The sequence below is a fragment of the Streptomyces populi genome, from assembly GCF_002911015.1.
Classification (GTDB): Bacteria; Actinomycetota; Actinomycetes; order Streptomycetales; family Streptomycetaceae; genus Streptomyces; species Streptomyces populi.
In genome coordinates, this window is the sequence record NZ_KZ626904.1 from 1 (window position 1) to 25,358 (window position 25,358).

The following is a 25,358-nucleotide window of genomic DNA, read 5'->3' on the forward strand; positions in this document are numbered from 1 at the left end:
TTCGTCCGCGTCCTGCTGCGGTGCTCGTTCCTGATCGACGGTGATCCGGTGGGGACTCGCGGGCATGAGACGGTACGGCTGGCCGAGGGCGGCACGGTCGAGGTGCTCCCGCCGTTCGCAGGAGGGTGAGCGAGACGATGAGCAACCAGCCGTACGAGGGTCGCCGCGAGGCGTACGACCCGTATCAGCAGCCGCAGGCGCACCAGGAGCCCCGGCAGGGGGCCGACTGGCCGCAGCACACCCAGCAGTGGGAGGGGCGGACCTGGGAGACGCAGGCGCAGGCGCCGGTCCAGGGGGCCGACCCGTCGTACCTGCCTCCGCAGGGGTACCAGGCCTACGACGAGCCCCAGGGGTACGGCGGTGCCGCGGGGACGACGCTGCCGCCCGGGGCTCCGGAGCGGCCGTGGGACCCGGAGCACGCTCCGGCCGACGCCGGGGCACCCGGTGCCGGAGTCCCGGCGCATGACGGCGGGCCCCTCCCCGAGGGCGGGACCGACGTCGCCTACGGGCCCGCCACGGTCGCCGGCCAGAGCCGGCTCACCGAGGCGCAGCGCGCCCGCGCCGAGGGACGGTCACCGATCATCGAGCCCGGGATCCAGCCGGCCGCGCTGACGGCGCTGCTCGCGCTGCTGCTCTCCGGGACGGCGGCGATCGGCCAGTACGCGCTCGTCGTCCCGCTCGTCCTGCTCCAGGCCGTCACCGCGGCGGGCTGGTTCCGGCTGAACGGCATGTGGCCCGCCCGGCAGGGCATCGCGCTGGCGTTCCTGGGCGCGGTGACCGCCGACGCGGCACTGCTCGCGGCCGGCCGGGAGAACGCGCCCGCCGCGATCCTCGGCACCCTCGGCGTGTGGGTCCTGCTGACCCTCGTGCTGCAACTGCGCAGCCACGCCGACCCGGACACCCGGATGTACGGCCTGATGGCGACCGTCGTCTCCGCGGCGCTGGCGGTCGTCGCGGCCGGGCACCTGGCGGCCGATCCGGACGCCGTCACGGTGGGCACGGCGGCGGTCGCCGCGGCGATCCTGGTCCGTGCGCTGCCGGTGCCCACGGCGGTCTCCGTGGTTCTCGCGCTGGCGGCCGCCGCCGGTGCCGGCTTCGGGGTCGGCGGGATGACGGACCTGGGCGCGCAGGGCGCCTTCCTCGGCCTCGGCGCGGGTGTCTGCGCGCTGATCGGGCACCGGGTGGCGAGCTACGACTACCCCTCGCGCTTCGTCCACTTCACCGCGGGCGTGGCGCTGCCGCTGGCCGCCGCCGCTCCGGCGGTCTACCTGCTGGGTCGCGCGCTGGGCTGATCCGCCGATCAGGCGGTCGGTTCCGGTCGTCCGGCCGTGCCGAATCGTCACAGGTGATCGACAACCATCTCGAAGGGCCCCCGATCCGGGGGCCCTTCGGGGTTAGGCTCGCGTTCGGTGGCCACTCGGCCGTCCAGACGGGGCCGTCCCAGGTGAGGGAACAACGAGCATGCGCGCACTGCGAATAACCCTGATTCTGTTAATCGTTCTCGGCGGTCTGTTCGTGCTCGCCGACCGGGTGGCGGTCGGGTTCGCGGAGGACGAGGCAGCGGGCCGGATCAAGAGCACCGAGGGCCTCGCGGCCACCCCCGACGTGTCCATCGAGGGCTTTCCGTTCCTCACCCAGGTCGTCGCCGGTGAACTCGACGACGTGAAGATCGGCATCAAGGACTACGAGGCGCCGAACGGCGGCACGGGCGCCTCCGCCGGCACCATCCGCATCGACGACCTCGACGCCGAGATGCACGGTGTCGCCTTCAGCGGTGACTACAGCTCCGCCACCGCCGACAGCGCCACCGGTACCGCGTCGATCTCGTACGCCGAGCTGCTCAAGGCCGCCAAGTCCGAGCCCGTGGAACTCGGGCTGGGCCTCACCGCCAAGGTGATCGGCCTGTCCGACGGCGGCAACGGCAAGATCAAGGTCGCCGTCTCGGTGACCGACCCCGTCACCAAGTCGCCCCAGACGGTCTCGGTGCTGAGCTCCGTCAGCGTCTCCGGCAACACCGTGAAGGTGCACGCCGACTCCCTGCCCAAGCTGGCCGTCCAGCTCGCCGAGGGACGGATCCGTTCGATCACCGACTTCCAGCAGAAGATCGAGGAACTGCCGGGCGGCGTCAAGCTCGACAAGGTCGAGGCGGCCCCGGACGGTGTCGAGATCTCGGTGAAGGGTTCGGACGTCAGGCTGGTCGGGTAGAAGGCCACACCGAAGCCCCGGGTCCCATCGGGGCCCCGGGTCCTACTGGGGCCCCGGGCCCCGTCGGTCCGGCGCGACGGTCAGATCCGCCGGAAGGCTTCGCGGGGCCCGTCGTCGGGCCCCGCGAAGGACGACTGTCCGAAAGGCGAGACGGCCCCGTCCGTACCGCAGATGGGCCGGCGTGACGGAGGCCGGCGCGGGACCCCGGGAGCCGTGCGATCCGGGCCTCGACGGCCGCCTCGTTTCACAATACGGACGATCGCGTCTCAACATACGACACACCGGTGACATGCCCGCCTGTCCGTCCCTACGATCGGACCCATGAAGCGACAGGCGGATCTCACGAAGCGGCGGGCAGTAGACCTGTGCCGCGTCGCCGCCATGCTCTGTCGCACCTTCTGAGCGGAAGCGTTCCGTCTTCCGCGAGCCGGGCCCCTGGACCTCTCTTGTCCGGGCCACGATTGCGCCGCGCAGGCCCTCACCGGCATGCACCGCACCGCGCACCCTCTCCATCGCACCACCCCGCCGCAACTGCCCCGGAGGAGAACGAGCATGAGCCGCAGCGACGTCCTGGTAGACGCCGACTGGGTCCAGGACCACCTGGACGACCCGAACGTGGCGATCGTCGAGGTCGACGAGGACACGTCGGCGTACGAGAAGAACCACATCAAGAACGCCATCCGGATCGACTGGACCAAGGACCTCCAGGACCCGGTCCGTCGTGACTTCATCGACCAGGAGGGCTTCGAGAAGCTCCTCTCGTCGAAGGGCATCGCCAACGACACGCTGGTCGTGCTCTACGGCGGCAACAACAACTGGTTCGCGTCCTACGCCTACTGGTACTTCAAGCTCTACGGCCACGAGAACGTGAAGCTCCTCGACGGCGGCCGCAAGAAGTGGGAGCTCGACTCCCGCGACCTGGTCGACGGCTCGCAGATCCCCGAGCGCGCCGCCACCGAGTACAAGGCCAAGGCCCAGGACACCTCCATCCGCGCCTTCCGCGACGACGTCGTCGCCGCGATCGGTTCGCAGAACCTGGTCGACGTCCGGTCGCCCGACGAGTTCAGCGGCAAGCTGCTCGCCCCGGCGCACCTGCCGCAGGAGCAGTCGCAGCGTCCGGGCCACGTCCCGAGCGCCCGCAACATCCCGTGGTCGAAGAACGCCAACGACGACGGCACCTTCAAGTCGGACGACGAGCTCAAGGAGCTCTACGCCGGCGAGCAGGTCGACCTCGCCAAGGACACGATCGCCTACTGCCGCATCGGTGAGCGTTCCGCGCTCACCTGGTTCGTGCTGCACGAGCTCCTCGGTGTGCAGAACGTCAAGAACTACGACGGCTCCTGGACCGAGTACGGCTCCCTCGTCGGTGTGCCGATCGAGCTCGGCGCCAACAAGTAACCCCCAAGGTCTGAAGGACGGAATCGAAATATGTGTGGAGCGAAGGCCGGCGGCCCCGACGCCTCGACGATCAAGCCCGGTGAGACCACGATCCAGGGTCAGGTGACCCGCGACGGCGAGCCGGTGACGGGCTACGTCCGTCTGCTGGACTCGACCGGCGAGTTCACGGCGGAGGTCCCCACCTCCGCGACGGGACAGTTCCGCTTCTACGCGGCCGAGGGCACCTGGACCGTCCGCGCGCTGGTCCCCGGTGGCACCGCGGACCGCACGGTCGTCGCCCAGACGGGCGGCCTCGCCGAGGTCGCGATCGCCGTCTGAACACCGGACCGCCGTAGCTGACGGCGGTCGACCGAACGGCCGAAGGGCCGCACCCCCGGGGGTTGGACGCTTACCGGATCGGGGTGCGGCCCTTCGGCTTGCCCGGCTCTCCCGTCCCGGCCCGCGCCCCGGGCCCTCCCGGGCCCGCCGGCACTGCGCCGGACGGGTTGTCCGGGCCTACGCTGGTGGTATGTACGCGCGCAGGCGGCATCAGTACTTCGCCATGATGGGGACGTGCATCGTGCTGTTCGTCCTCGCCTGGTCGGTCGTGCGGCTGTGGTCGGTTCCCGCCGCCGTCGCCATGTGCGTGGTGGCCATGCTGATTCCGCCGGTGGCCGCGATGGTGGCCAACCGGCGGGGGCCCGAGGACCGATGGTGGGACGACCCGTCCGGGGATCCGAAGTCCGACGAGTGGTGGGACGAGCTGGACGGCAAGAAGCGACGGCAGCAGTAGGAGCGGGAAGCGTCTATGTCGCGAACGAGGTTGTCCACCGTGGTGTTCGACGCGCCCGACGCCCATGAGCTGGCCGGCTTCTACCGGAGGCTGCTCGGGTACGAGGTGCGTGCCGAGGAGCCCGACTGGGTGCTCATCGGCCCGCCGTTCGGCGAGGTCGCGCTCGCTTTCGAGACCGAACCGGACTACACCCCGCCGGTGTGGCCCGCGGGCCCCGGCGACCAGCGGATGATGCTCCATCTCGACATCGAGGTCGACGACTTGGCCGAGGAGACCGTCCGCGCCGTGGAACAGGGCGCCCGGCTCGCCGTTCACCAGCCCCAGGAGGACGTACGGGTGCTGTTCGACCCGGCGGGCCACCCCTTCTGCCTCTGGGTGGACACGCGTACGCGGCGCAGGCGGGGTCAGTAGCACCGGGGAGGGCGGGCCGGCGAGGGCCCGGGGAGGCGGCCGCCGGCGGGATGCCGGCTCCGGGGGACGGGACGACGGTCAGTAGACCAGCGCCTGCGTCCCGTCCGCCATCGCCTCCTGCACGAACACCTGCGCCCCCGCGATCCGTACGCCCTCCAGGACGTCCTTCTCCGTGATGTCGCGCCGGGCCGCGCACTGGGTGCACAGGGTGATGCGCCCGGCCGCCAGGATCGAGTCGATCAGATCGGGCAGCGGTGCCGCGTGCGGGAGCTCGAACCCGGCGGCGCGGCCCGGCAGCGCGAACCAGGAGGACTCGCCGGTCAGCCAGAGGGAGACCTCCACGCCACTGGCCACGGCCACCGCGGCGACGGTGAACGCCTGCGAGCAGCGCTCCGGGGCGTCGGCCCCCGCCGTCACCTTGATCACGAGCTTGTTCGCCATGGCCGCCATCGTAGTCCGAATCGTGATCAACGACGACGCAACCCCGTGTACGCGCCACGGGTCTCCTGTGCGCGGATCGGAATCCGCGCTTCACCTTCTGTGGGGGGATGTCTTGGAAGTACCCGAAGCATCCGGGACACCGGAAAGACCGAGCGCGTCCGGTGACGCGCCGGCCGCCGGTCCCGGTACACCGCCGGACGCTCCGTCAGGGCCCCGGCCCCGTCGGCGCGGTCGTACGACGCTGATCGTCGCCACGGCCGCCGTGCTCGGTCTCGTCGCCGGTACCTGTGCCGGATTCCTGGTCCAGGCCCACCGCGCGCCCACGAAGCTGCCCTCGCTGTCGCAGCCGGCGGTGACCCGGGCCGAGGGTCCCGGCCCCGACCCGCTGTCCGCCGCCCAGGACCACCGGGTGAAGACGGACGGCGACCTGCGCAAGCTGCTGATCGCCCGGCCGAAGGGCGCGAGGGAGGCCCACTGGGCGGACAAGGACGGCTGGTTGGACCTGGCGGACTACGCGGAGTCGTACGAGAAGCCGGCCGACGCCTTCCCCGACCTCATCAGCGACCAGTTCCGCCGCGCGGTCGTCGTCGGCTGGGACCAGGGCAGCGCGTCCACCGTGGAGATCCGCCTGGTGCAGTTCCGCCAGGAGGACGGCCTGGAAGCCGCCGAGTACGCCGAGGGCGGCTACTACTGGGCGGAGAAGGAGGGCGGCACCCGCAGTTGGCCCGTTCCCGGCACCGGGGACGGCATGGCGTACGTCCACACCCGTCCCGACACGGAGCCGGGCTATCTCCCGGTGTACTCGGCGGAGGCGCACGCCTGGCGTGGCGACATCGCCATGGAGATCTGGGTCTACGACAGCAAGCCGATCTCCAAGGACAGGATCATGGATCTGGCCGAGCGGCAGGTGGGACGACTGTGAGCGAGAACCTGACCGGGAACCCCGCGGGCCCTGCCGGAATCCCTGCGGAGGGTGTCACTGCGGACCCTGCCGGGATCCTTGCGGAGGGTGTCGCCGGGGACCCCGACGGGACCACCGTCGAAGCGCCCGCGCCGGGCCCCGGCCCCGCTCAGGGCGTCGCCGCGCCCGCCGGTGAGGCCGCCGACGAAGCCGCCGACGAGGCCGTCGCGCCCGAGAAGCGTCTGCGCCCCGGCCGCATCGCCGCCGTCTCCGGCGCCGTCCTGCTGGTCGCCGCCGTGATCGGCGGGGTCGGCTGGACCTCCGCGACCGTGGACGCCGCCGACCGTGATCCCGGGAAGCCCACCTGGCGCTTCCCGAAGCCCGCGAAGGACGAGGGCGGGGAGACGAAGTCCGCCAAGGGCCTCGCGGGCATGCTCCTGCCCTACGACGAGGCCTACACACCCGGTCCCGACCTCGGCGAGTTCGGCAACGACGTCGAGCTGAACGGCCGTCAGGCCACCGCGCTGCGCAAGGAGTCCCTCCGCGACCTGCCCCGCACCCAGCGGCGGCGGCTGGAGAAGGAGATCGACGAAGAGCACATCAAGGGCGTGGTCATGCGCAGTTACGCGAGCGCGGACTCCTACGTGATCTACAAGAAGCAGACCTTCACCGCGAGCGTCACGCTGTCCCGGCTGGAGAACCAGCGGACCGTGCGGGACATCTCGAGGGCGCAGAACGAGGTGCTCGACGCGCTCGGTGTCTTCCGCAAGGGTCCGAAGATCGAGGGGCACAAGAACGCCGGGTGCTTCCTGCCGCCCAAGGACAAGACCGAGAAGCTCGACATGATGTTCTGCTCCGCGTACGTGGGAGACGTACTGGTGAGCGCCACCGTTTCCGGCATCAAGCCGCTCGACGGCCCGACCGTCACGCGCTTCCTGGCCGCCCAGCTCGACCGGATCACGGACCCGGGGGAGGCCGTATGACCGAGAACCCCGCCACGCCCGAGATTCCGGAGGCGGCCGTTTCTCCGGCCGGACCGCTCCCGGAGGCGCCCCCGGTCAGGAAGGACCGCCGCGTCCTTCGTGCCGTGCTGCGCTGGACCGCGGCCACCGTGGTCTTCGCGACGGTCGGCGCGGCCGCCGCGTACGGCATCACGGAGATGCGGCGCACCGACGTCCCGGGCCTCGCCACCGCGTCCGACGGGCGCTGGAACTACCCCGAGATCCAGTACCCCCCGCTGCCGTCGGGCAGCCCGAGCGCCTTCGCCGAGACCAACAGGGCGAACGTCCACCACGCCGACCTGCGCCGGCTCCTGCTGCCCGTTCCCGAGGGCGCGAAGGCCGACGAGGACCTGCGCGGTACGGACGGCTGGCTGCCGAAGGCGGACTTCCTCGACGTGTATGCCTCGAAGGGCGACCGCGATCACGTCGGGCGGCTGCTGACCGACTACGCCCTGCGGCACATCGCCGCCCGGGGCTGGACCACCCCGGACGGCACCCGCACCCGGATCTATCTGCTCCGGTTCGACTCCGCCGCCATCGTCGACTCGCTCCAGCAGGACGAGCTCACGAGCTGGGACAGCCCGAACTTCGCGCTGCGCGGCGCGGCCGACGTGCACAGCGACGGGAGCCTCCCGCAGGCCACCCAGGTCGAGCACGTCCCCCACTACGCCTACGAGGAGGCCAAGCCGTACGGCGCCGAGCAGGTCAGGCAGGCGTACCTGGTGGCCGGGGACACCCTCGGGCTGATCGTGCAGTCCCGCAAGGGCTCCGCGCCGAAGATCCCCTTCCAGCAGACGGTCGTGTTGCAGAGCCAGCTCCTCGGCTGAGCGTGACGGCCCGGACAGGGCCCACCTGGAAGAGAGCGCCGGGCCCCGGCCGCGTAAGCTGGGGCCCGGCCTTTGTGTACCTCCCCAGTTCCGGCCGAGCCCGGGCGGGGACCCGTTCGCTCACCGAGGAGCACACCCCGTGGAGATCTTCTTCGAAACCCTGCTGGCCTTGGTCTGCGTCGGCGTGCTCGCCTTCGCGGCACTGACCGTGAAGAAGCTGTACCAGGGCCAGCGCTGACCCCCATCAAGGAACTGTTCAGCTCATGATCGAGATCCCGTCGGACCTCCACAAGGACCTGGTCCCCCTTGTCTTCCTGCTCGGCGACTGGGCCGGAGTCGGTGTCCACGACTTCCCCGGTTCCGAGAAGTGCAACTTCGGGCAGGAGGTCAGCTTCACGCACGACGGGCGGGACTTCCTGGAGTACCGCTCGCACAGCTGGGTGCTCGACGAGAACGGCGAGAAAGTCCGGCCGCTGGAGACGGAGACCGGCTTCTGGCGCGTCGACGCCGACCGCAAGGTCGAGGTCGTGATGACCCGCGACGACGGCGTCGTCGAGATCTGGTACGGCGAGATCGCCGACAAGAAGCCGCAGATCGACCTGGTCACCGACGCCGTGGCCCGTACGGCCGCCTCCGGCCCCTACAGCGGCGGCAAGCGCCTGTACGGCTACGTGAACAGCGACCTCATGTGGGTCGGCGAGAAGCAGACCCCCGAGGTCGAGCTGCGTCCCTACATGTCCGGGCACCTGAAGAAGGTCGTCACCGCGGAGGACGTCGAGCGCTGGGCCAAGGCCCTGCCCGACGACATGCCGGACGACGGGATCGCCTTCTTCAAGTAGGAGACCGCCGCGCGGCGGTCGAGCCGTCGTACCGTTCCCCGGGGCGGCGCCCGGGGTGATGGTCCTAGACTTCCAGTGTGGTGAGCACCGACTGGAAGAGCGACCTCAGGCAGCGCGGCTACCGGCTGACGCCCCAGCGCCAGCTTGTCCTCGAAGCAGTGGACACCCTGGAACACGCGACCCCCGACGACATCCTCGGCGAAGTGAGGAAGACGGCGTCGGGGGTCAACATTTCCACGGTCTACCGGACCCTGGAGCTCCTGGAGGAGCTCGGGCTGGTCAGCCACGCCCATCTGGGGCACGGCGCGCCGACCTACCACCTGGCCGACCGGCACCACCACATCCACCTCGTCTGCCGCGACTGCTCGAACGTCATCGAGGCCGACGTCTCCGTCGCCGCCGAGTTCACCGCGAAGCTCAGGGAGTCCTTCGGCTTCGAGACGGAGATGAAGCACTTCGCCATCTTCGGCCGCTGCGAGGACTGCCAGGCCAAGCAGAAGTGATCGCGGACGTGGTCCCGTGCATGACCTCGCATGAACGCCGATGGTCATTCACGATCACGAGTGGTGATCGTTCGGTCGTCGCGTGGTCGTCGGCGCAGAAATAAAATCGGTGACCGCGCGGTCGTAGTGTGTATGTCCATGAAGAGCCCCCTCCTGTCCCTGCCCGGCGCCGTTCCCGCCGAGGGCGTGGACGAAGGCGTCGCCGCCCACTACGGCGACCTGTTCCGTGAGCAGCGCGCCCTCGCCGACGGCGTCGGCTTCGTGGACCTCTCGCACCGCGGTGTCGTCACCGTCACCGGCGACGACCGGCTGGCCTGGCTGCACCTGCTGCTCACCCAGCACGTCACCGACCTCCCGGCCGGCCAGGCCACCGAGGCGCTGATCCTCTCCGCGAACGGCCACATCGAGCACGCGCTGTACCTCGTCGACGACGGCACGACGGTGTGGATGCACACGGAACCCGACACCCAGGAGGCGCTGATCGCCTACCTGGAGTCGATGAAGTTCTTCTACCGCGTCGAAGTCGCCGACCGCACCGCCGACTTCGCGGTCGTCGAGCTTCCGGCTGGTTCGATCACCGAGGCCCCCGAGGGAGCCGTCGTCCGCGAGACACCGTACGGCCGCGACCTCTTCCTGCCGCGCGCCGACCTGGAGTCCTACGCGGAGAAGGCCGGGCCGCCCGCGGGACTCCTCGCCCACGAGGCCCTGCGCGTCGAGCAGCACCGGCCGCGTCTCGGCTTCGAGACCGACCACCGCACCATCCCGCACGAGCTGGGCTGGATCGGTACCGCCGTGCACCTCCAGAAGGGCTGCTACCGCGGTCAGGAGACGGTCGCCCGCGTCCAGAACCTCGGCAAGCCCCCGCGCCGCCTGGTCTTCCTCCACCTCGACGGCAGCGAGGTCGTCCTGCCCCCGCACGGCACCGAACTGCGCCTCGCGGACGAGGACCCGGCCGGCCGCAAGATCGGCTTCATCACCACGTCCGTGCGCCACCACGAACTCGGCCCGATCGCCCTGGCCCTCGTGAAGCGCAACGTGCCGGTGGACGCCCCGCTCATGGCCGACTCGACGGCGGCGGCGCAGGAGGTCGTGGTCGAGCCGTAGGGCTCACACCGGCCGGTCCCCGCGGCTCACATCTCCAGGAGGACGGTGAAGGGGCCGTCGTTCGTCAGGGACACCCGCATCCGGGCGCCGAATCGGCCCGTGGCCACCGTGGCGCCCAGGGCGCGGAGTTGGGCGACGACCTCGTCGACGAGGGGCTCGGCCACATCGCCGGGGGCGGCCGCGTTCCAGGTGGGGCGGCGCCCCTTGCGGGCGTCGCCGTACAGCGTGAACTGGCTGATGACCAGCAGCGGCGCGTCGATGTCGGAGCAGGACCGCTCGTCGGACAGCATCCGGACGGACCAGAGCTTGCGGGCGAGTTGGGCCGCCTTCTCCTTGGTGTCCTCGTGGGTGACCCCGACGAGGACGCACAGGCCCTCGCCGCTGATCTCGCCGACCGTCTCGCCGTCCACGACGACGCTCGCGCCGTCCACTCTCTGCACCACCGCACGCATGCGGACCATGATGCCGTGCCATGACTCCGTCGCGCGTTGCGGGCCCTTCGCGTGATTTTCGGAGGTAACCAACCCGCCATCTGGGGCCGATCGGGTCACTCGGTCACATAGCGGCCATCTGGGGTGGCACCATGCGGGGTGTTGCGGTCCGGCCGTTGGGCGGACCGCGCCGGTCGAGGGGACGGTAGAGGTACATGAGCACATCGAGGACCGGGCAGCAGACCGCGGCCGTGTCATTGACCCGCACGAGCGCGCGGACGGAAACGATGACGGCACGGCCGCCGGTGCAGCGCACCGGCGGCGGCCCGCTGGCGGCCGATCCGGCCCCGACCGGCATCGCCGTGCTCCGGCTGCCCGAACTGCGGACGCTGCGCCGGGACGCCCAGCGGGACGAGGCCGACCTCAGCTATGTCCGGCGACTGCTCCAGGGGCGCATCGACATCCTGCGCGCGGAGCTCGCCCGCCGCGGGGAGCGCCGGACGGCCCACCCGGCCTCCGGGCACCTCTCGTCCGTGGACCGGGCGAAGCCCTCCGTCGTCGAGCGGCTCTCGGAGATCCTGACGGACGCACCGGCCCGCTACCGTTCCTCGGCCCGCCACGTGACCGTGGGCACGCCGTACGGCGAGGAGTACCGGGCGCTGGCCGCCGAGATGCTCGCCGAGGTGGAGCTGTCGGACCTCGACGCCCGTACGGACGACGAGCTGGGCGCGGGACTCGGCCGTCTCGTCCGCTACGAGCAGCGGGTCTCCCGGCGGCGCCAGCAGCTCCAGCGCACGGCCGACGATTGCAGCGCCGAGATCGCCCGCAGGTACCGTGAAGGGGAAGCACAAGTAGACGACCTGCTCATGTGACGTGGCGGCCGCGGTGATCCCGGGGCCGGGGAACGTGCCGGAATCCAGGAGGCGCGCTTCCGTTCCGCGCAGAAGGGGGTGCGGCCCGGGGCACGACCCGGCCGCCGCCTTCCGAGCGGGTCCCCGTTCCGGAAGGCCACCGCCGATGTCCGCAGCTCCCCGTACGTCCGAAGGCTCCTCCATACCCGACGCGGCGGCCCCGGGGGCCGTCTCCGGCGTCCCGGCCGGTTCCGGGGTGCTCCCGGTGCTCGCCGAGGTCGTACGGTCCGGATTCATCGAGGGGCACCATCGCGGCAGCCTGGTGGTGCTGGCCGCGGACGGCTCGGTCGAGCTGGCCCTCGGCGATGCGGCGGCGCCGGTCTTCCCGCGCTCGTCGAACAAGCCCATGCAGGCGGCGGGCGTCCTGCGCGCGGGCCTGGACCTGTCCGGGGAGCGCCTCGCCCTCGCCGCCGCGAGCCACTCCGGCGAGACCTTCCACCGTGATCTGGTCCAGAAGATGCTCGTCGAGCACGGGCTGGACGCCGGGCAGCTCCAGTGCCCGCCGGACCTCCCGCTGGACCCCGTCGAGGCCGAGACCTACCTCGCCTCCGGTGCGGTCCGCGACCGGGTCACCATGAACTGCTCCGGGAAGCACGCGGCGATGCTGGCCGTGTGCGCGCAGCGCGGCTGGCCCACCGAGTCCTACCTCGACCCCGGGCATCCGCTCCAGCAGCTGATCCACTCCGTGGTCGAGGAGGCCGCCGGGGAGCCCGTCGCGGCGGTCGGTACGGACGGCTGCGGGGCGCCCCTGATGGCCATCACCCTCACGGGCCTCGCCCGTGCCTTCCGCTCCTTCGTCCTCGCGGCCCCGGGCACCGCCGAACGCCGCGTGGCCGACGCCATGCGCGCCCACCCCGAGTACGTCGCCGGCACCCGGCGCCCCGACACCTGGCTGATGCGCGAGGTCCCGGGCGCCCTCTCCAAGATGGGCGCCGAGGCCGTCCAGGCGGTCGCGCTGCCCGACGGCCGCGCCCTCGCCTTCAAGATCGACGACGGCGGGAGCCGGGCACTGGGCCCCGTCCTGGCCCGTGGGCTGGGTCTTCTGGGCATCGACGCGCCGGTGGTGGCGAGGATCGGCAGCGCGCCCCTGCTGGGCAGCGGCCGCGAGGTGGGGGAGATCCGGGCGGCCTTCTGAGCCGACCCCACCGAGCCACCGAGCCACCGAGCCACCGAGGAGCCGACCCGGCCACGGTGCCCGGGTCGGGAACGGCCATGGTGCCCGGGCCGGGCCGGGACCGCGTCCGGGCCGACACGACCACCGTCCCCGTCCGGGCCGGGCGTCGCCCTTGAACCGGGCCGGGCGTCGCCCTTGAACCGGGCCGGGCGTCGCCCCGAACCAGGTCGGGTCCCGTCCCCGAACCAGGTCGGGTGCCCGGGATCAGGGTGTGGTGAGCGGAGGGACCGGTCGGAGGAGAGCGGGTGGAAAACCGCGCGACACCCCGGCCGGGGGCCGCCTAGCGTGGGCCCATGACCCCGCACGATGCCAGCGACGCCATCGACGCAGGCGACACGGTCGCCGCCGCCGACACGATCGACGTACGGCCGATCACCGCCTCCGACCTCCCCGACTGGCTGCGCGCCGTGAAGACGGGGTTCCTGCAGCAGCCGGTCGTCTCCGACCAGGAGATCGAGAACCGGGCGCCGGGGGTCATCCCGGCGAGAACCCTGGGCGCGTTCGACGGTTCCCGCTGTGTGGCGACGTTCCGGTCGTTCCCGCAGGAGCTCACAGCGGTCGGCGGAGCGGCCGTACCCGCCGACGCGATCTCCAGCGTGACCGTCTCGCCCACGCACCGCCGCCGCGGCCTGCTCACCCGCATGATGAAGGCCGACCTGGCGGCGGCCAGGGAGCGTGGCGACGTCGTCGCGACACTCATCGCCGCCGAGTACCCGATCTACGGCCGCTACGGCTTCGGCCCCGCCACCACCGTCACCGAGTGGACGATCGACGTACCCCGCACCGGGTTCGATCCCCGCCGGGCAGGCCCGGACGACGGCGGCCGCATCGACCTCCTGGATGCCGAGGACGTACGCAAGACGGGCCCCGAACTGCACGAGCGGCTCCGGCGCGGCCGGCCCGGCGCGATCGACCGCGACGACCGGTGGTGGCAGATCAACACCGGCCTGCTGAGGTTCGGCAACGGCCCCTGGAAGGAGCCGTTCTACGCCGCGTACCGCTCGGCCTCGGGTGAGGTCGAGGGTCTCGTCTCCTACACGGCCGACGACGACTGGGGAGACTCCAACCAGCCCCGGAGCACGGCGGAGGCGAAGTGGCTGCTCGCGGTGACGCCGGCGGCCGAGCGCGCCCTGTGGGGCTACCTCTGCTCGATCGACTGGGTCACCCGGGTCAAGTCGGGCCGTCTGGCCCCCGACGACCTGCTGCCGCACTTCCTGCCGGACCCGCGTGCCGCCCGTCTCACCAACCAGTCGGACTGGCTCTGGGTGCGGATCCTGGACGTCGTACGGGCTCTGGAGGTGCGGACGTACGGGGCCGCCGGGACGCTCGTGCTGGACGTGCGGGACGAGAGCGGGCCGGACGGCGGCCGCTTCCGGCTCCGGGCCGCGCCGGACGGTACGGCGACCTGCGTGCCGACCACCGAGGAGGCGGACCTGTCGCTGTCCATCGCCGATCTGGCGACGCTGTGGCTCGGGGACGAGTCCGCGGTACGGCTGGCCGCGCTGGGCCGGGTCCGGGAACGGCGAGAGGGCGCCGCCGCGCTGGCCGACGCCCTGCTGCGCACGTCCAGGCGACCGTGGTGCCCGGACATCTTCTGATGCTGAACCGCTGCTGCCTGTAGGGAGGTTCTCCTTCCGTGCGGGGTGCGGGTGACGACGACTGCGACGGCTGATCCGTAGCGATTCGGTTGTGGTGGTGCGGTTTCCTGCGGTGGTGCGGACTGACCGAGCTCCCGGCTCCCCTCCGGAAGGGAGCGCGGTCAGCCGGACTGGCGGACGGTGGCGTCCGGTCAGCCGGACTGGGCGAGCAGCATCACGAGGATCACGGCCCCGATGCCGCTGACGGTGGTGTTCCGGGCCTTGAGACCGACGGACAGCGCGACGAACGCGATGATGCCCATCGGCCCGTACTCCCACTGGACGAGTTGCTCGAATCCGATGGCCAGGGCGGCGACGGCGAGGGCGACGAGAGGCATGACGGTCCCTCCTCGGGACGGGAGGCGGACCCCCGCTGAGGGCCGTCCGCCCCGGCCGCCTGGCGTACGGGCGGAACTTCGGCGGCCAACCCTCCGGAAGTTTGACCATGTTGTGCGAGTTGGCTACCAACTCACTCTTACTTATCTCCGGGTTGGGGGGACGAATAACCACCTATCCGGTAACTGCCCAAAGATGGCGGGAAGTTGTAGTGTTCTGGTTGTGGAGCCGGAACATGCCGTTGCCGACGGGCGGGACAGGTCACCACAGCCGCCGAGGTCGCACCGCGAGGTGGCCGACGAGCTGCGCAGCCGGATCAGATCCGGTGAGCTGCGGGCCGGCCGGCGCATGCCGACCCAGGCGGAACTGGCCGACGAGTTCGGCGTCGAGCGCGGCACGGTGCGCCGGGCGCTGCGCATCCTCCAGTCGGAGCGGTTGCTCGTCAACGCGTCCAAGGGCAGTCCGGCGACGGTCGCGAGCCGTCCCGAGAGGGCTCTGACCGGGCCGCATTCCCGGCCGCAGTCCACCATGGTGGCGCTCGCCCCGAGGATCACGGCGGCCTTCGAGGCCCCGCACGTGGAGATCGACGCGCTGTGCCTGACCTCGGTGTCGCTCACCCTCGCCATGGGCGAGCCGTTGCGCGAGATTCACGCGGAACGCATAAAACCGGCCAAGGTCGACGTCCGGGTGCTGCTTCCCGGCCGGGACATCGACCTCGCGTTCCCGGCCCTGGTCGACGACATGGCGGACGACCGTCCGCGGCGCCGCTGGCTGGCCCACCGCAACGCCCAGGTGCGGGTGCTGCGGCACAATCTGCTGGCGCTGCGGGCCACGCACGGCATCGACGTGCGGGTCTCGTTCCGCGCGTTGCCCTTCACCCCGCCCGTGAAGCTGTACCTGCTCAACGGGGCGGAGGCGCTGTTCGCGTACTACACGCTCGCGCGGCGGGGCGAGGAGATCGACCACGAGTACCTGGAGCTGTACGACGCCCAGGGCACGCAGTCGATGCTGTTCCCCTTCGGCCGGGGGGCGGGGCCGCGGGACACCGCGTTCGTGGAGCAGTCCCGCCTCTGGTTCGACGCGCTGTGGGGGACCATCAGTTCGGAACTGACGATCACGAACTGATGGCCGGCCCCGCGACCAGCAGGGCCAGGACGACGGCCCCGATGGAGCTGCACGTGGGGTTCTTCGCCTTGATGCCGACGGTGAGCAGCAGCAGCCCGAGGATGCCCGTCGGGCCGTACCGCCATTGGACGAGCTGCTCGAAGCCGACGACGAAGACGGCGGAGAGGAGGGCGATGGCGGGCATGGTGGTTCCTCCTTCTTCGGTGACCTGATCGGGACGTTCGGTGCCACGGGTGGGCGAGAGGAGGCGAAACTTCCGCCATCTTGGCCAAGTTGGCGACCAACTCTGATTAAGTTGTCCCCACTTGGTAAATATCCATAAACAACTTTCGAGCAACTCCCAAAAGATGGGAGGGAGTTGTACCGTTTGGTCGTGACTCGGGAGAACGTCGTGGTGAGTGACAGCGGCAGAAGGCTTTCGCCCCAGGAGATCGCCGACGCGCTGCGGAAGCGGATCCGCGCCGGTGAGCTGAAGGCCGGCGACCGTCTGCCGACCCAGGCGGAACTGGCCGACGAGTTCGGCGTCGAGCGCGGCACGGTCCGCCTGGCCCTGCGCGAGCTCCAGGAGGACGGCCTGCTCAGCAACGTCAGCAAGGGCAGTCCGCCGCGGATCGCGGACGTCGCTCCCGACCGGAACGGACCGCAGCCGACCATGGCGGGCCTCTCCCCCCGCCTCGCCGAGGCGTTCTCCGTCCCCCACGTACGGATCGACGCGGCCTGCCTCACCGCGGAGACGCTGATGGTGGCCCTCAGCGAGCCGGTCCGCCGGATCCACGACGGCAGGATCCGCCCGGAACGCATCGACGTCCGGATCCTGCTGCCCAGCCGGGAGATCAACCTGGCGTTCCCCGTCTCCGTCGACGACCGCGGCGACGAGGACCCGGTCCACAGGCGCTGGCTGGAGCAGCGCAACGCCCAGGGGCACGTCCTGCGCCACAACCTCCAGGCCCTGCGCTCCTCCCACGGCATCGACGTCCACGTGACCTTCCGGGCCCTGCCGTTCACCCCGCCGGTGAAGCTGTACCTGCTGAACGGGACGGAGGCGCTGATCGCCTACTACATGATCGCCAGACGGGAGGAGGAGGTCTCGGGCGACGAGACGCTGGACATGTACGACACCCTCGGCACCGAGTCCCTGCTCTTCTCCTTCGAGAAGCGGGCCGGCGGGCGGGACGCCACGTTCGTGGACGAGTCCCAGAAATGGTTCGACGCCCTCTGGGAAACCATCACCACGGACCTGAAACTTTCCTAGCGACCTCCGGTGCCTGGAGGTTCCTCCCGGGTTCGTCATGATCTGCCCGGTGCCGCGGGGGACGAAGAGGAGGAAAGAATTCCGCCATATCGACCGAGTTGGCCGCCAACTCTGACTATCTTGACCCTGGTTGGTGAATGACTTTCGAGTGACTCTTCCTGAACGGAAGAGGGTTGCACCGACCGGTCGTGACTCGGGAGAACGTCGTGGTGAGTGACAGCGGCAGAAGGCTTTCGCCCCAGGAGATCGCCGACACTCTTCGGAAGCGCATGCGCGAGGGCGTGCTCGAGGTCGGCGACCGGCTCCCGACCCAGGCCGAACTCGCGAGCGAGTTCGAGGTCGAGCGGGGCACCGTGCGGCTGGCCCTGCAGATCCTCAAGGACGCGCGCCTGCTCGACAACGTGTCCAAGGGGAGCCCGCCGCGCGTGGCCGCACTGCCGTCGGACGAGTTCCAGCGTCCCAGGGCGACCGTCGTGAGCCTGAACGAGCACCTGGCGCAGGCGTTCTCGTCCCCCCACGTGACGATCGACGCCATCTGCTTCACGGCCGAGACGCTCATGCTGGGCCTGAACCACATGCGCAGCGTCATCGCGAAGGGCGTGCCGCGCCCCGAGTCGATCACCATGCGCTGCCTGCTGCCGGGACCGCGGATCGAACTGGCATTCCCCCTCCCGGTGCCCCGCCCGGACCGCACGGCCGACGAGCAGCAGAAGCTGACGGCGAGCGTCCAGCAGAAACTCAGGAGCCAGATCAAGCACCAGAAGACGGTCATGGAGCAGACGTTCTACGCCTGGCGCGAGGGCGACGGCATCCGGGCGACCGTCTCCTTCGGCTGGCTCCCGACCACGCCGATGCAGAAGTCGTACGTGCTGAACGGCGAACGGGCCCTGCTCGGCGACTACGTGCCGAAGGCGTACCCGCCCAGCGACGACCCGGGCGGCTACGAGGTCGAGGTGTACGACGTGCGCGGATTCGACACGACCCTGTTCGCGTTCCGGAGCGAGGACGGCCCGCGGGACGCCGAACTCGTCAAGAAGAAGCAGGAAGCGTTCAACGCCGTCTGGGCAACGTACGTCGAACGGCCGACACTCGCTTAGTGACTGCTGAGACTGGACAGACCGATTTGATGACGAGTGAGATCGAGAATGTTCGGGAACTGGTCGCGCAGACACGGTATGTCCTCTTCGATTTCGACGGGCCGATCTGTCAGCTGTTCGCCCGCCACAAGGCGGAGGACATCGCGCGGGACCAGGTGAAGTGGCTGAAGGAGCGGGGCCTGTACGCGGTGCTCACCGAGGACGAGCGCAGCCGTCCGGACCCGCACGGCGTGCTGAGCACCGTGGCCCGCCGCCATCCCGGCAGCGATCTGGTGGCGGAACTCGAAGAACGCCTCACCCAGCAGGAGTTGAAGGCCGTCAGGACGGCGATGCCGACGGCCTTCGCCGACCCGCTGATCCGCACGTGGGCGGCGGTCGGCGCGAGACTGGCCATAGCGACCAACAACTCGGCCCGTACGGTGACGAGTTACCTGAGCGGAAGAGGCCTCATGCCGTGCTTCGCGCCGTACGTGTACGGCCGCACGCAGGACCTGAGTCTGCTCAAGCCCCATCCGGCCACCCTGAAGCGCGCCCTGAGCGCGATGGGCGCCCCGCTCGAGGCCTCGCTCATGATCGGCGACACCCCCTCGGACCACGCGGCGGCGGCACGGGCCGGCGTGCGTTTCCTCGGCTACGCCCGCACCCCCGCCAAGGTCGAGCTGCTGCGGGAGGCCGGAGTGCCGCCGCAGAGCATCGTGAGGTCGCTGGAGCCGCTGTTGCGTGCGGTGCGTGACCACTTCTGAGCCTTCCGGTCCTACGCCTGGACCGTCAGCATGATCAGCACCAGCGCGCCCGCGTAGGCCAGTGTCGTGTTGACCGCTCTCAGGCCAATTGTCAGCAGGAGGAAGCCCAAAAGGCCGACCACGCCGAAGGATCCCTGAAGCTCCTGCTCAATGCCCATGAGCGCGATACCTGCGCCGATCTCTATCAGCTCCGACTCTTTCACGGTCCCCCCGAACGAGCGTCAACTTGACTGCCAATTGGACTGGTTGTTCTAAGTTGACTGTTCCCGGGTGGGGTGATCGGTTAACTGCCAGTCCAATAAGTAGGTTTCCTTGCCGGGAAGTGGTGTCATCGATGCCGGACGGAGGTAGGTTCTGGCTGTGACTGCATCGGATACCGGGACCGGACCGGGCGGCGACGAGAGCGGTGGCCGGCCGTTCCAGCGCGTGGAGACCGCCCTGCGGCTGCGGCTGACGGACGGGACGTACCGCAAGGGCGACATGCTGCCAGCGCAGCGGACCCTCGAGAAGGACCTCGGAGTCTCACGGGACACCGTCCGGAACGTGTTGAAGCTGCTGGCCAAGGAGGGCTGGATCGCCACGCGGCGGGGCAGCGGCACCAAGGTGCTGAAGGTTCCGTCGGCGGCCGCCCCGCAGGGCAGGCCGCAGCTCTACAACTTCATGCACGACGCGTTCAAGCAGCCCGAGGTGTCCCTGGACGTCTCGGCGCTGACCGGGGAGTCGTTCGTCGGTCTGTTCGACCTACAGGTGGGCCGTGTCGAGGCCGGTGAGATCTCTCCGCTCCGCGTTCACGTCCGGATGATGCTGCCCTCGGAGGACACGGAGCTGCTGTACCCGCGCTCCGGGGACCCGAAGGACCCCCGGGTCCACCGGCGCTGGCGGAACATGGCGCGGCTGAACGCCGCCGACATGGAGGACTTCTGCGCGCGCCTCAGGGACAAGGGGGTCAAGGCCGGCCTGGAGGTCCACCGGGTCGGGTGGACGCCGCAGTTCAAGCTGTACATCCTCAACGACGCCGACGCGCTCGTCGGCATCTACTCCCCGGTCAGGGGGCCGATCAGGCTCGAGGACGGGACGAGCGTCCCCAACGCCATGGACGTCAAGGGTGTGGGCCTGACGCTTCACCACCATCAGCGGCCCAAGGAGGAGAGCGCCCGGCAGAGCTCGTACTTCGCCGACTACCGGGAGTGGTTCGACACCACCTGGAGCGAGCTCGCCAAGCAGCCGAAGTCTGGCTGAAACGAGGCTGTTCGGGGCGTCGTCCGTCGGGTTCGGCAGGGAGGTGTCCAGATAGTGACACAGTGTGAGATGAATCACGCCAAGCGCTACCCTGTGCGCTCATGGCACCTCACCTCCCCCTCGGAGCACACCGGGCGCTCGTGCGCGCGCTCGCGGAGGTGCAGCGACGCCGCCCCGACGGTGTCACCATCACCGGTCACCACAACCGCAACCACATCGCGCCGCTGGGCCGGCCGCTGGCCTATTTGCTGGGTGTGGATTCCGGACAGGTGCGGGCCAAGTTCCGGACGCCGTTCGAGACGGTGGAGGTCGTGCCGCGCCACTGGCGGCGCGAGGCGGACGTGCTGCGGGTGGTGAGCGAACGGCTGAGCGAGGTCCCGCGCTGTCTGGCGGACTTCGGGACGTGGTCCGTGCACCAGTATCTGACGGGCAGCGCGCTGGCCGACCTGGCGCCGAAGGGCCCGGTCGGGGAGGAGCGGCTCGAGGCGCTGGCGGACTTCTTCGGCCGTCTGGCCCATGTGCCGTGCCACGTCCTCCCCCCGCCTCCCGGCGACTGGCCGACGGACGGTGACAGCACGGCGTTCCTGCGCCGGCTGGCCCGGTTCACCGAGCAGCGGGTGCACCTGCCGAACCGGCCGCGCTTCGGGCGTCTCTTCGACGCGGTCGGAGTGCCCCGGGACGCCGTGGACCGGTTCCTGTCGTCGGTTCCGGACCTCACGCGACGCCCGTTCGCCCTGCTCCACACGGATGTCCACCGGGCCAACGTGGTGCTGACGCCGACGGAGGACGGGGAGCGGATCGCCGTGATCGACTGGGAGCTCGCCCTGATCGGCGACCCCCTGCACGACCTGGCGACCCATCTGGTGCGGATGGACTACGACGAGTCGGAGCGGGAGCTCATGACCGGTCTGTGGGCCGGGGCGATGCGGCGGGCGGGGCACGCGGACATGACCGCCGGACTGGACCGCGACCTGCGCCACTACCTGGGCTTCGAGTACGTCCAGTCGGTGTACCCCGACGTCATGCGAGCGGCTCTCGCCCTCCCGGCCGGGCCGGGAGACACCCACTTCGGCACGGCGGCCGAGAGCGTGTGCCGTGCGATGCGGCGTGCCTGGGGGCCGCTCGCCCTCCCCTGCGAGCCGCCGGACGCGTACACGGCGGCGCGGGCGCTGCGGCTCTGGCACACCGAGGACCGGGCGGGGCGCGGGCCCGGAGGCGGAGCGGCGGGCGGGACCGGGCGGACCGGCGCGCACGAGCGGCCGGAGCGGATGGAACTGTCCGAACCGCTGGAGGGTCTGGAACGACATGGCTCTTGACGTCGACGAGATCGAGGACGTGCGCACCCTGCTCGCGGGCGCGCGTGGGGTTCTTTTCGACTTCGACGGGCCGGTGTGCCGGCTCTTCCCCGAGGGCTCCTCGGGGCCCGTGGCCGACGAGCTGCGCGAACTCGTGGCCCGTGAGGGGGCTCGGGGCCTGCTGACCGCGGAGGAGGCGGGGGACAAGGACCCGCACGCCGTTCTCCGGGCGGTGCACCGGGGCCGGCACGGGCACGAGGGCCTGGTCGCGGTGCTCGAGGAGCTCGTCAGCGTGCGCGAGCTGGAGGCGGCCCGGAAGGCGTGGCCCACCCCTGACGCGGCACGGCTGATCCGGATGCTGGCCGGAAGGGGGCTCCGGCTCGCGGTGGTCACCAACAACTCGTCCCGCGCGGCCTCCTTTTACCTCGAGTCGAAGGGCCTGCGCGGCTTCTTCGACGCGGTCCACGGCCGTACCCGTGACGTCCACCTGATGAAGCCGCACCCCGATGTCGTCGTCCGGGCCCTGCGGAGCCTCGGTCTGCGCCCCGAGGACACGGTGATGATCGGGGACTCCCCGGCGGACGTCGGCGCGGCGGCACGGGCGGGAGTGCGCTTCGTCGGCTACGGGCGCAACCTCCACAAGGAGTCCGAACTGCGCGACGCCGGCGCCGCCGTCGTGCTCGGTTCGTACGCCCGTCTCCTCGACGAGGAGTGAGGGCGCGGCACCCGGAACCGCCGGCCCCGCCCTCCGGCGCGCCGCGGAGGTCCGCCGCGGGAAGCGGGCGGTGCGCGGGTTCCACGACCGGGTCCGGGGCCCCGCGCGGTGCGTAGGCTCGTGACCATGAGCGACACCGGACTGCGCGAACGCAAGAAGCGACGGATGTACCAGTCCGTCTCCGACACCGCCATCGGCCTCTTCCTGGAGAAGGGTTTCGACGCCGTGTCCGTCGCCGAGGTCGCGGCCGCCGCCGAGATCTCCAAGCCGACGCTGTTCCGGTACTTCCCGTCCAAGGAGGATCTGGTCCTGCACCGGTTCGCGGACCACGAGACCGAGGCCGCGCGGGTCGTCGAGGAGGGCCGGGCGGCCGGGCGGTCCGCGATCGACGCGCTCCGCGAGCACTTCCTGGACGGTCTGCGCCGGGAGGACCCCGTCACCGGACTCAACGACCACCCCGGCGTCCTCGCCTTCCACCGGCTGCTCTACGGGACGCCGTCGCTGGTGGCGCGGATGTACGGATACCTGGAGCGGTCCGAGGCGGCGCTCGCCGAAGCCCTCGCGGAGCCGCTGGGCGCCGGGCTCGACGCACGGCTCGCCGCCGGACAGATCACGGCCGTGCGCCGCATCCTCGCCGAGGAGAACCTGCGGCGGATCGCGGAGGGGGAGCGGCCGGCGGCCGTACGGCCGGACGCCGAGGCCGCGGCCGAGCGGGCTTTCGCGCGGCTGGCGGCCGGGTTCCCCGGCCTCGGGCGACCCGGGGCCGAGGGTGCGTCGGCGTGAGTTCCGGAGCCCGGCGGCGCGCGTGAAGAGAATGCAACCCGGTTAAAAATGTTACTCGGTTAAGTTATTCCGGTAGTCTGGGTGGAATGACGTCACCCGACCCCGCCCGACGGCCTGCCCCGGACCTGCCGCTCACCCGCTCCCTCTCCCGCGAACGCGCCTTCCACGACACCTGCCGTGCCGCCCTCGCCGTGATGGTCGACGGCGCCGAGGAGCAGGTCGTCACCGGTGAGGACGTCTCCGCCTCCGGGGCCGACGCCGAAGTGCTCGGGTACCGGCTGCGCAGCCGGGCCAAGGAGATGCGGGAGCTGCCCCGGGGCCCCTTGTTCTTCGGCCGGCTGGACTTCCAGGACTCGGCCCGGGCGGCCGGCGACCACGCCGGGCAGAGCTATCACATCGGACGGCTGCGGATCAGGGAGCACCCCGCCGCCCCGCCCCTCGTCGTCGACTGGCGGGCCCCCGTCTCGCGCGCCTTCTACCAGGCGGGCGCCCGCGACCCCCAGGGCGTCGCCGTCCGCCGCCGCTTCGGCTGGGCCCCCGGCAGCCGCGGCGACTCCGCCGATCTCACGGGGCTCGAGGACGAACTCATCGGGGCGGAGCCGGCCGGAGCCGGGACCGTCGAGGGCGTGGCCGCCGCCCGGGGGAGCTCGATCCTCGCAGAGGAGATCGAGCGCCCCCGCGTCGGCCCCATGCGGGACATCGCCGCCACCATCCAGCCCGAACAGGACGATCTCGTGCGGGCCGATCCGGCGGCCTCGGTCTGTGTGCAGGGCGCCCCGGGCACCGGCAAGACGGCCGTCGGCCTGCACCGGGCCGCCTACCTCCTCTACACGCATCCGCAGCGCGTCCGCCGCGGCGGCCTGCTGATCCTCGGCCCCAACCGCACCTTCCTGTCGTACATCGCGGAGGTCCTTCCCGCGCTCGGGGAGACCGGCGTGCGCCAGTCGACGATCGGGGAGGAGATCGCCCGCCGTCCGGTGACCGGGGAGGACGACGAACGCGCCGCGGTCGTCAAGCACGACGTCCGGATGGCGCGGGTGCTGCGCCGGGCACTGTACGGGGGCATCGGCGCACCGGCCGACGACCTCGCCGTGCCGGACGGGACGTACCGCTGGCGCGTCCCCGTCGGCGTGCTGCGCCGCATCGTGGACGACGTACGGGCCGAGGAACCGCCGTACGCCGTCGGACGGGAGCGGGTGCGCACCCGGGTCGTGCGCCACGTGCGCGAGAAGGCCGAACTGCGGTCCGGGCCGCAGACGAACGCCTGGGCGCAGCGGATCTCGCGGGCCCGGCCGGTCGGCGCCTGCGTCGACGCGGTGTGGCCCCGGGTGCGCCCCGAGGAACTGCTCGCCCGGCTCCTCACCGACGCCGGGGCGTTGGAGCGGGCGGCCGAGGGGATCCTCGACGCCGACGAGCGGAGGGCGCTCCTGTGGACGAGGCCGCCGCGGTCGTGGAAGTCGGCGCGGTGGTCGGCCGCCGATCTCGTCCTCCTCGACGAGATCGCGGGGCTGATCGAACACCCCGAGGGATACGGCCACTTGGTGATCGACGAGGCGCAGGACCTGTCGCCGATGGAGTGCCGTGCCATCGCGCGGCGGGCCTCCTTCGGGTCGCTGACCGTGCTCGGGGACCTCGCGCAGGGCACGACGCCCTGGGCGGCGCGGGAATGGGGCGAACTCCTCGCCCACCTGGGCAAGCCGGACGCGGCCGTCGTCCCCCTGACCGCCGGTTTCCGGGTGCCCGGGGCCATCGTCGAACTCGCCAACCGGGTACTGGACCGCCTGGGCGTCGGCGTCCCGCCGGCCCGCTCCCTGCGCAGGGACGGCGAGCTGAGGATCCGGCCGGCCTCAGACCCGTCGGCCGAGACCGTCGCCGCCGTGCGGGAGGCGCTCGCGCACGAGGGGTCCGTCGGGGTCATCGTCGCCGACGCGGACGTCACGAAGGTGCGGGAGGCGCTCGGCGCCGCGGGCGTCGACGCCGCCGGAGCCGACGAGCCGGGCGCCAGGATCGCGGTGGTGCCCGCGAGTCTGGCCAAGGGGCTGGAGTACGACCACGTCGTGGTCGTGGAACCGGCGGCCGTGGCGGAGGCCGAGGAGCGGGGGCTGCACCGGCTCTACGTGGTGCTGACCCGCGCGGTGTCGCGCCTGGACGTGGTCCACTCCCGCCCGCTGCCCTGGTGACCTCCGTGCCGTCACCGCCGGGCCTCCGTGGCGTGGCA

At 71.3% G+C, this 25,358-nt stretch carries 31 protein-coding genes; 26 read left to right on the plus strand and 5 right to left on the minus strand.

What is annotated here, in order from left to right:
- The 8 genes from CW362_RS27615 to CW362_RS27645 all read left to right on the plus strand — a co-directional run.
- The coding region (locus CW362_RS27615; RefSeq protein ID WP_162684246.1) for a ubiquitin family protein at positions 1 to 129 on the plus strand (129 nt) is incomplete at its 5' end.
- Between the two features lie 8 nt (positions 130 to 137).
- A complete protein-coding gene (locus tag CW362_RS27620; RefSeq protein ID WP_103552360.1) occupies positions 138 to 1,292 on the plus strand; it encodes a hypothetical protein in 1,155 nt (384 codons plus the stop codon).
- A gap of 169 nt (positions 1,293 to 1,461) precedes the next feature.
- Positions 1,462 to 2,205 carry an LmeA family phospholipid-binding protein gene (locus tag CW362_RS27625; RefSeq protein ID WP_103552293.1) on the plus strand — a complete coding sequence of 248 codons (744 nt, stop codon included), beginning with the start codon at positions 1,462 to 1,464 and terminating at the stop codon, positions 2,203 to 2,205.
- A gap of 321 nt (positions 2,206 to 2,526) precedes the next feature.
- Positions 2,527 to 2,607, plus strand: a complete 81-nt coding sequence (locus CW362_RS45710) for a putative leader peptide (protein WP_350310325.1) — start codon at positions 2,527 to 2,529, stop codon at positions 2,605 to 2,607.
- A gap of 150 nt (positions 2,608 to 2,757) precedes the next feature.
- Complete coding sequence (locus CW362_RS27630) at positions 2,758 to 3,603, plus strand: sulfurtransferase (protein ID WP_103552295.1); 846 nt, start codon at positions 2,758 to 2,760, stop codon at positions 3,601 to 3,603.
- Between the two features lie 30 nt (positions 3,604 to 3,633).
- Positions 3,634 to 3,921, plus strand: coding sequence for a DUF1416 domain-containing protein (locus CW362_RS27635; RefSeq protein WP_054232391.1), 288 nt, complete (start codon positions 3,634 to 3,636; stop codon positions 3,919 to 3,921).
- Positions 3,922 to 4,111: 190 nt separating this feature from the next.
- Positions 4,112 to 4,375, plus strand: coding sequence for a DUF3099 domain-containing protein (locus CW362_RS27640; protein ID WP_103552296.1), 264 nt, complete (start codon positions 4,112 to 4,114; stop codon positions 4,373 to 4,375).
- A gap of 15 nt (positions 4,376 to 4,390) precedes the next feature.
- Complete coding sequence (locus CW362_RS27645) at positions 4,391 to 4,786, plus strand: VOC family protein (RefSeq protein WP_103552297.1); 396 nt, start codon at positions 4,391 to 4,393, stop codon at positions 4,784 to 4,786.
- A gap of 78 nt (positions 4,787 to 4,864) precedes the next feature.
- Here the strand turns inward: CW362_RS27645 and CW362_RS27650 are convergent, their stop codons facing one another.
- Complete coding sequence (locus CW362_RS27650) at positions 4,865 to 5,227, minus strand: DsrE family protein (protein ID WP_103552361.1); 363 nt, start codon at positions 5,225 to 5,227, stop codon at positions 4,865 to 4,867.
- 262 nt (positions 5,228 to 5,489) lie between these two features.
- Between CW362_RS27650 and CW362_RS27655 the strand changes: the two genes are divergently transcribed.
- The 6 genes from CW362_RS27655 to ygfZ all read left to right on the plus strand — a co-directional run bounded on the left by CW362_RS27655 (position 5,490) and on the right by ygfZ (position 10,402).
- The gene (locus CW362_RS27655) at positions 5,490 to 6,149 is read left to right on the plus strand and encodes a hypothetical protein (protein ID WP_338069082.1); all 660 of its coding nucleotides are present in this window, start codon (positions 5,490 to 5,492) and stop codon (positions 6,147 to 6,149) included.
- Positions 6,146 to 7,111: a hypothetical protein gene (locus CW362_RS27660; protein ID WP_240658068.1), complete on the plus strand. Its 966-nt coding sequence runs from the start codon at positions 6,146 to 6,148 to the stop codon at positions 7,109 to 7,111. Before CW362_RS27655 ends, CW362_RS27660 begins: the two co-directional genes overlap by 4 nt.
- Positions 7,108 to 7,956 (plus strand): hypothetical protein, encoded by an 849-nt coding sequence (locus CW362_RS27665; RefSeq protein WP_103552299.1) that lies wholly within the window; start codon positions 7,108 to 7,110, stop codon positions 7,954 to 7,956. The genes CW362_RS27660 and CW362_RS27665 overlap by 4 nt, the downstream gene beginning before the upstream one ends.
- A 263-nt stretch (positions 7,957 to 8,219) precedes the next feature.
- Positions 8,220 to 8,795 (plus strand): heme-binding beta-barrel domain-containing protein, encoded by a 576-nt coding sequence (locus tag CW362_RS27675; RefSeq protein WP_103552303.1) that lies wholly within the window; start codon positions 8,220 to 8,222, stop codon positions 8,793 to 8,795.
- 77 nt (positions 8,796 to 8,872) lie between these two features.
- The gene (locus CW362_RS27680; RefSeq protein WP_103552304.1) at positions 8,873 to 9,298 is read left to right on the plus strand and encodes a Fur family transcriptional regulator; all 426 of its coding nucleotides are present in this window, start codon (positions 8,873 to 8,875) and stop codon (positions 9,296 to 9,298) included.
- 138 nt (positions 9,299 to 9,436) lie between these two features.
- Positions 9,437 to 10,402 carry a CAF17-like 4Fe-4S cluster assembly/insertion protein YgfZ gene (ygfZ, locus tag CW362_RS27685; protein ID WP_103552363.1) on the plus strand — a complete coding sequence of 322 codons (966 nt, stop codon included), beginning with the start codon at positions 9,437 to 9,439 and terminating at the stop codon, positions 10,400 to 10,402.
- Positions 10,403 to 10,428: 26 nt separating this feature from the next.
- Here ygfZ and dtd read toward each other — a convergent pair whose 3' ends face one another.
- The gene (gene dtd / locus CW362_RS27690) at positions 10,429 to 10,854 is read right to left on the minus strand and encodes a D-aminoacyl-tRNA deacylase (protein WP_103552364.1); all 426 of its coding nucleotides are present in this window, start codon (positions 10,852 to 10,854) and stop codon (positions 10,429 to 10,431) included.
- A 194-nt stretch (positions 10,855 to 11,048) separates the two neighbouring features.
- On the opposite strand from dtd, the gene CW362_RS27695 reads away from it, so the two are divergent.
- The 3 genes from CW362_RS27695 to CW362_RS27705 all read left to right on the plus strand — a co-directional run bounded on the left by CW362_RS27695 (position 11,049) and on the right by CW362_RS27705 (position 14,516).
- Complete coding sequence (locus CW362_RS27695; protein WP_103552306.1) at positions 11,049 to 11,705, plus strand: RsiG family protein; 657 nt, start codon at positions 11,049 to 11,051, stop codon at positions 11,703 to 11,705.
- A gap of 145 nt (positions 11,706 to 11,850) precedes the next feature.
- Positions 11,851 to 12,879 (plus strand): asparaginase, encoded by a 1,029-nt coding sequence (locus CW362_RS27700; protein ID WP_103552307.1) that lies wholly within the window; start codon positions 11,851 to 11,853, stop codon positions 12,877 to 12,879.
- A gap of 332 nt (positions 12,880 to 13,211) precedes the next feature.
- Positions 13,212 to 14,516 carry a GNAT family N-acetyltransferase gene (locus CW362_RS27705; RefSeq protein WP_103552308.1) on the plus strand — a complete coding sequence of 435 codons (1,305 nt, stop codon included), beginning with the start codon at positions 13,212 to 13,214 and terminating at the stop codon, positions 14,514 to 14,516.
- Positions 14,517 to 14,707: 191 nt separating this feature from the next.
- On the opposite strand, the gene CW362_RS27710 is transcribed toward CW362_RS27705, so the two are convergent.
- Positions 14,708 to 14,893 carry a hypothetical protein gene (locus tag CW362_RS27710; protein ID WP_103552310.1) on the minus strand — a complete coding sequence of 62 codons (186 nt, stop codon included), beginning with the start codon at positions 14,891 to 14,893 and terminating at the stop codon, positions 14,708 to 14,710.
- A 214-nt stretch (positions 14,894 to 15,107) separates the two neighbouring features.
- On the opposite strand from CW362_RS27710, the gene CW362_RS27715 reads away from it, so the two are divergent.
- Positions 15,108 to 16,016 (plus strand): GntR family transcriptional regulator, encoded by a 909-nt coding sequence (locus tag CW362_RS27715; protein ID WP_162684249.1) that lies wholly within the window; start codon positions 15,108 to 15,110, stop codon positions 16,014 to 16,016.
- On the opposite strand, the gene CW362_RS27720 is transcribed toward CW362_RS27715, so the two are convergent.
- Positions 16,006 to 16,200: a hypothetical protein gene (locus CW362_RS27720; protein WP_103552312.1), complete on the minus strand. Its 195-nt coding sequence runs from the start codon at positions 16,198 to 16,200 to the stop codon at positions 16,006 to 16,008. The genes CW362_RS27715 and CW362_RS27720 overlap by 11 nt on opposite strands.
- A 183-nt stretch (positions 16,201 to 16,383) precedes the next feature.
- On the opposite strand from CW362_RS27720, the gene CW362_RS27725 reads away from it, so the two are divergent.
- The 3 genes from CW362_RS27725 to CW362_RS27735 all read left to right on the plus strand — a co-directional run bounded on the left by CW362_RS27725 (position 16,384) and on the right by CW362_RS27735 (position 19,108).
- Entirely contained in the window at positions 16,384 to 17,268 is an 885-nt protein-coding gene (locus CW362_RS27725) for a GntR family transcriptional regulator (protein WP_103552314.1), read from the plus strand.
- Positions 17,269 to 17,474: 206 nt separating this feature from the next.
- Positions 17,475 to 18,365 carry a FadR/GntR family transcriptional regulator gene (locus CW362_RS27730; RefSeq protein WP_240658069.1) on the plus strand — a complete coding sequence of 297 codons (891 nt, stop codon included), beginning with the start codon at positions 17,475 to 17,477 and terminating at the stop codon, positions 18,363 to 18,365.
- A 29-nt stretch (positions 18,366 to 18,394) separates the two neighbouring features.
- Entirely contained in the window at positions 18,395 to 19,108 is a 714-nt protein-coding gene (locus tag CW362_RS27735) for an HAD family hydrolase (RefSeq protein ID WP_103552316.1), read from the plus strand.
- 11 nt (positions 19,109 to 19,119) lie between these two features.
- On the opposite strand, the gene CW362_RS27740 is transcribed toward CW362_RS27735, so the two are convergent.
- Positions 19,120 to 19,311, minus strand: a complete 192-nt coding sequence (locus tag CW362_RS27740; protein WP_103552317.1) for a hypothetical protein — start codon at positions 19,309 to 19,311, stop codon at positions 19,120 to 19,122.
- Between the two features lie 157 nt (positions 19,312 to 19,468).
- Between CW362_RS27740 and CW362_RS27745 the strand changes: the two genes are divergently transcribed.
- From CW362_RS27745 to CW362_RS27765, 5 genes are all read left to right on the plus strand, one after another.
- Positions 19,469 to 20,347 carry a winged helix-turn-helix domain-containing protein gene (locus CW362_RS27745; RefSeq protein WP_162684247.1) on the plus strand — a complete coding sequence of 293 codons (879 nt, stop codon included), beginning with the start codon at positions 19,469 to 19,471 and terminating at the stop codon, positions 20,345 to 20,347.
- 101 nt (positions 20,348 to 20,448) lie between these two features.
- Entirely contained in the window at positions 20,449 to 21,663 is a 1,215-nt protein-coding gene (locus tag CW362_RS27750) for a phosphotransferase family protein (protein ID WP_103552320.1), read from the plus strand.
- Positions 21,653 to 22,357, plus strand: a complete 705-nt coding sequence (locus CW362_RS27755) for an HAD family hydrolase (RefSeq protein WP_167455640.1) — start codon at positions 21,653 to 21,655, stop codon at positions 22,355 to 22,357. Before CW362_RS27750 ends, CW362_RS27755 begins: the two co-directional genes overlap by 11 nt.
- Positions 22,358 to 22,483: 126 nt before the next feature.
- Entirely contained in the window at positions 22,484 to 23,140 is a 657-nt protein-coding gene (locus CW362_RS27760) for a TetR/AcrR family transcriptional regulator (RefSeq protein WP_162684248.1), read from the plus strand.
- Positions 23,141 to 23,226: 86 nt separating this feature from the next.
- The gene (locus CW362_RS27765; protein ID WP_103552323.1) at positions 23,227 to 25,320 is read left to right on the plus strand and encodes a HelD family protein; all 2,094 of its coding nucleotides are present in this window, start codon (positions 23,227 to 23,229) and stop codon (positions 25,318 to 25,320) included.
- Positions 25,321 to 25,358: the final 38 nt, after the last annotated feature.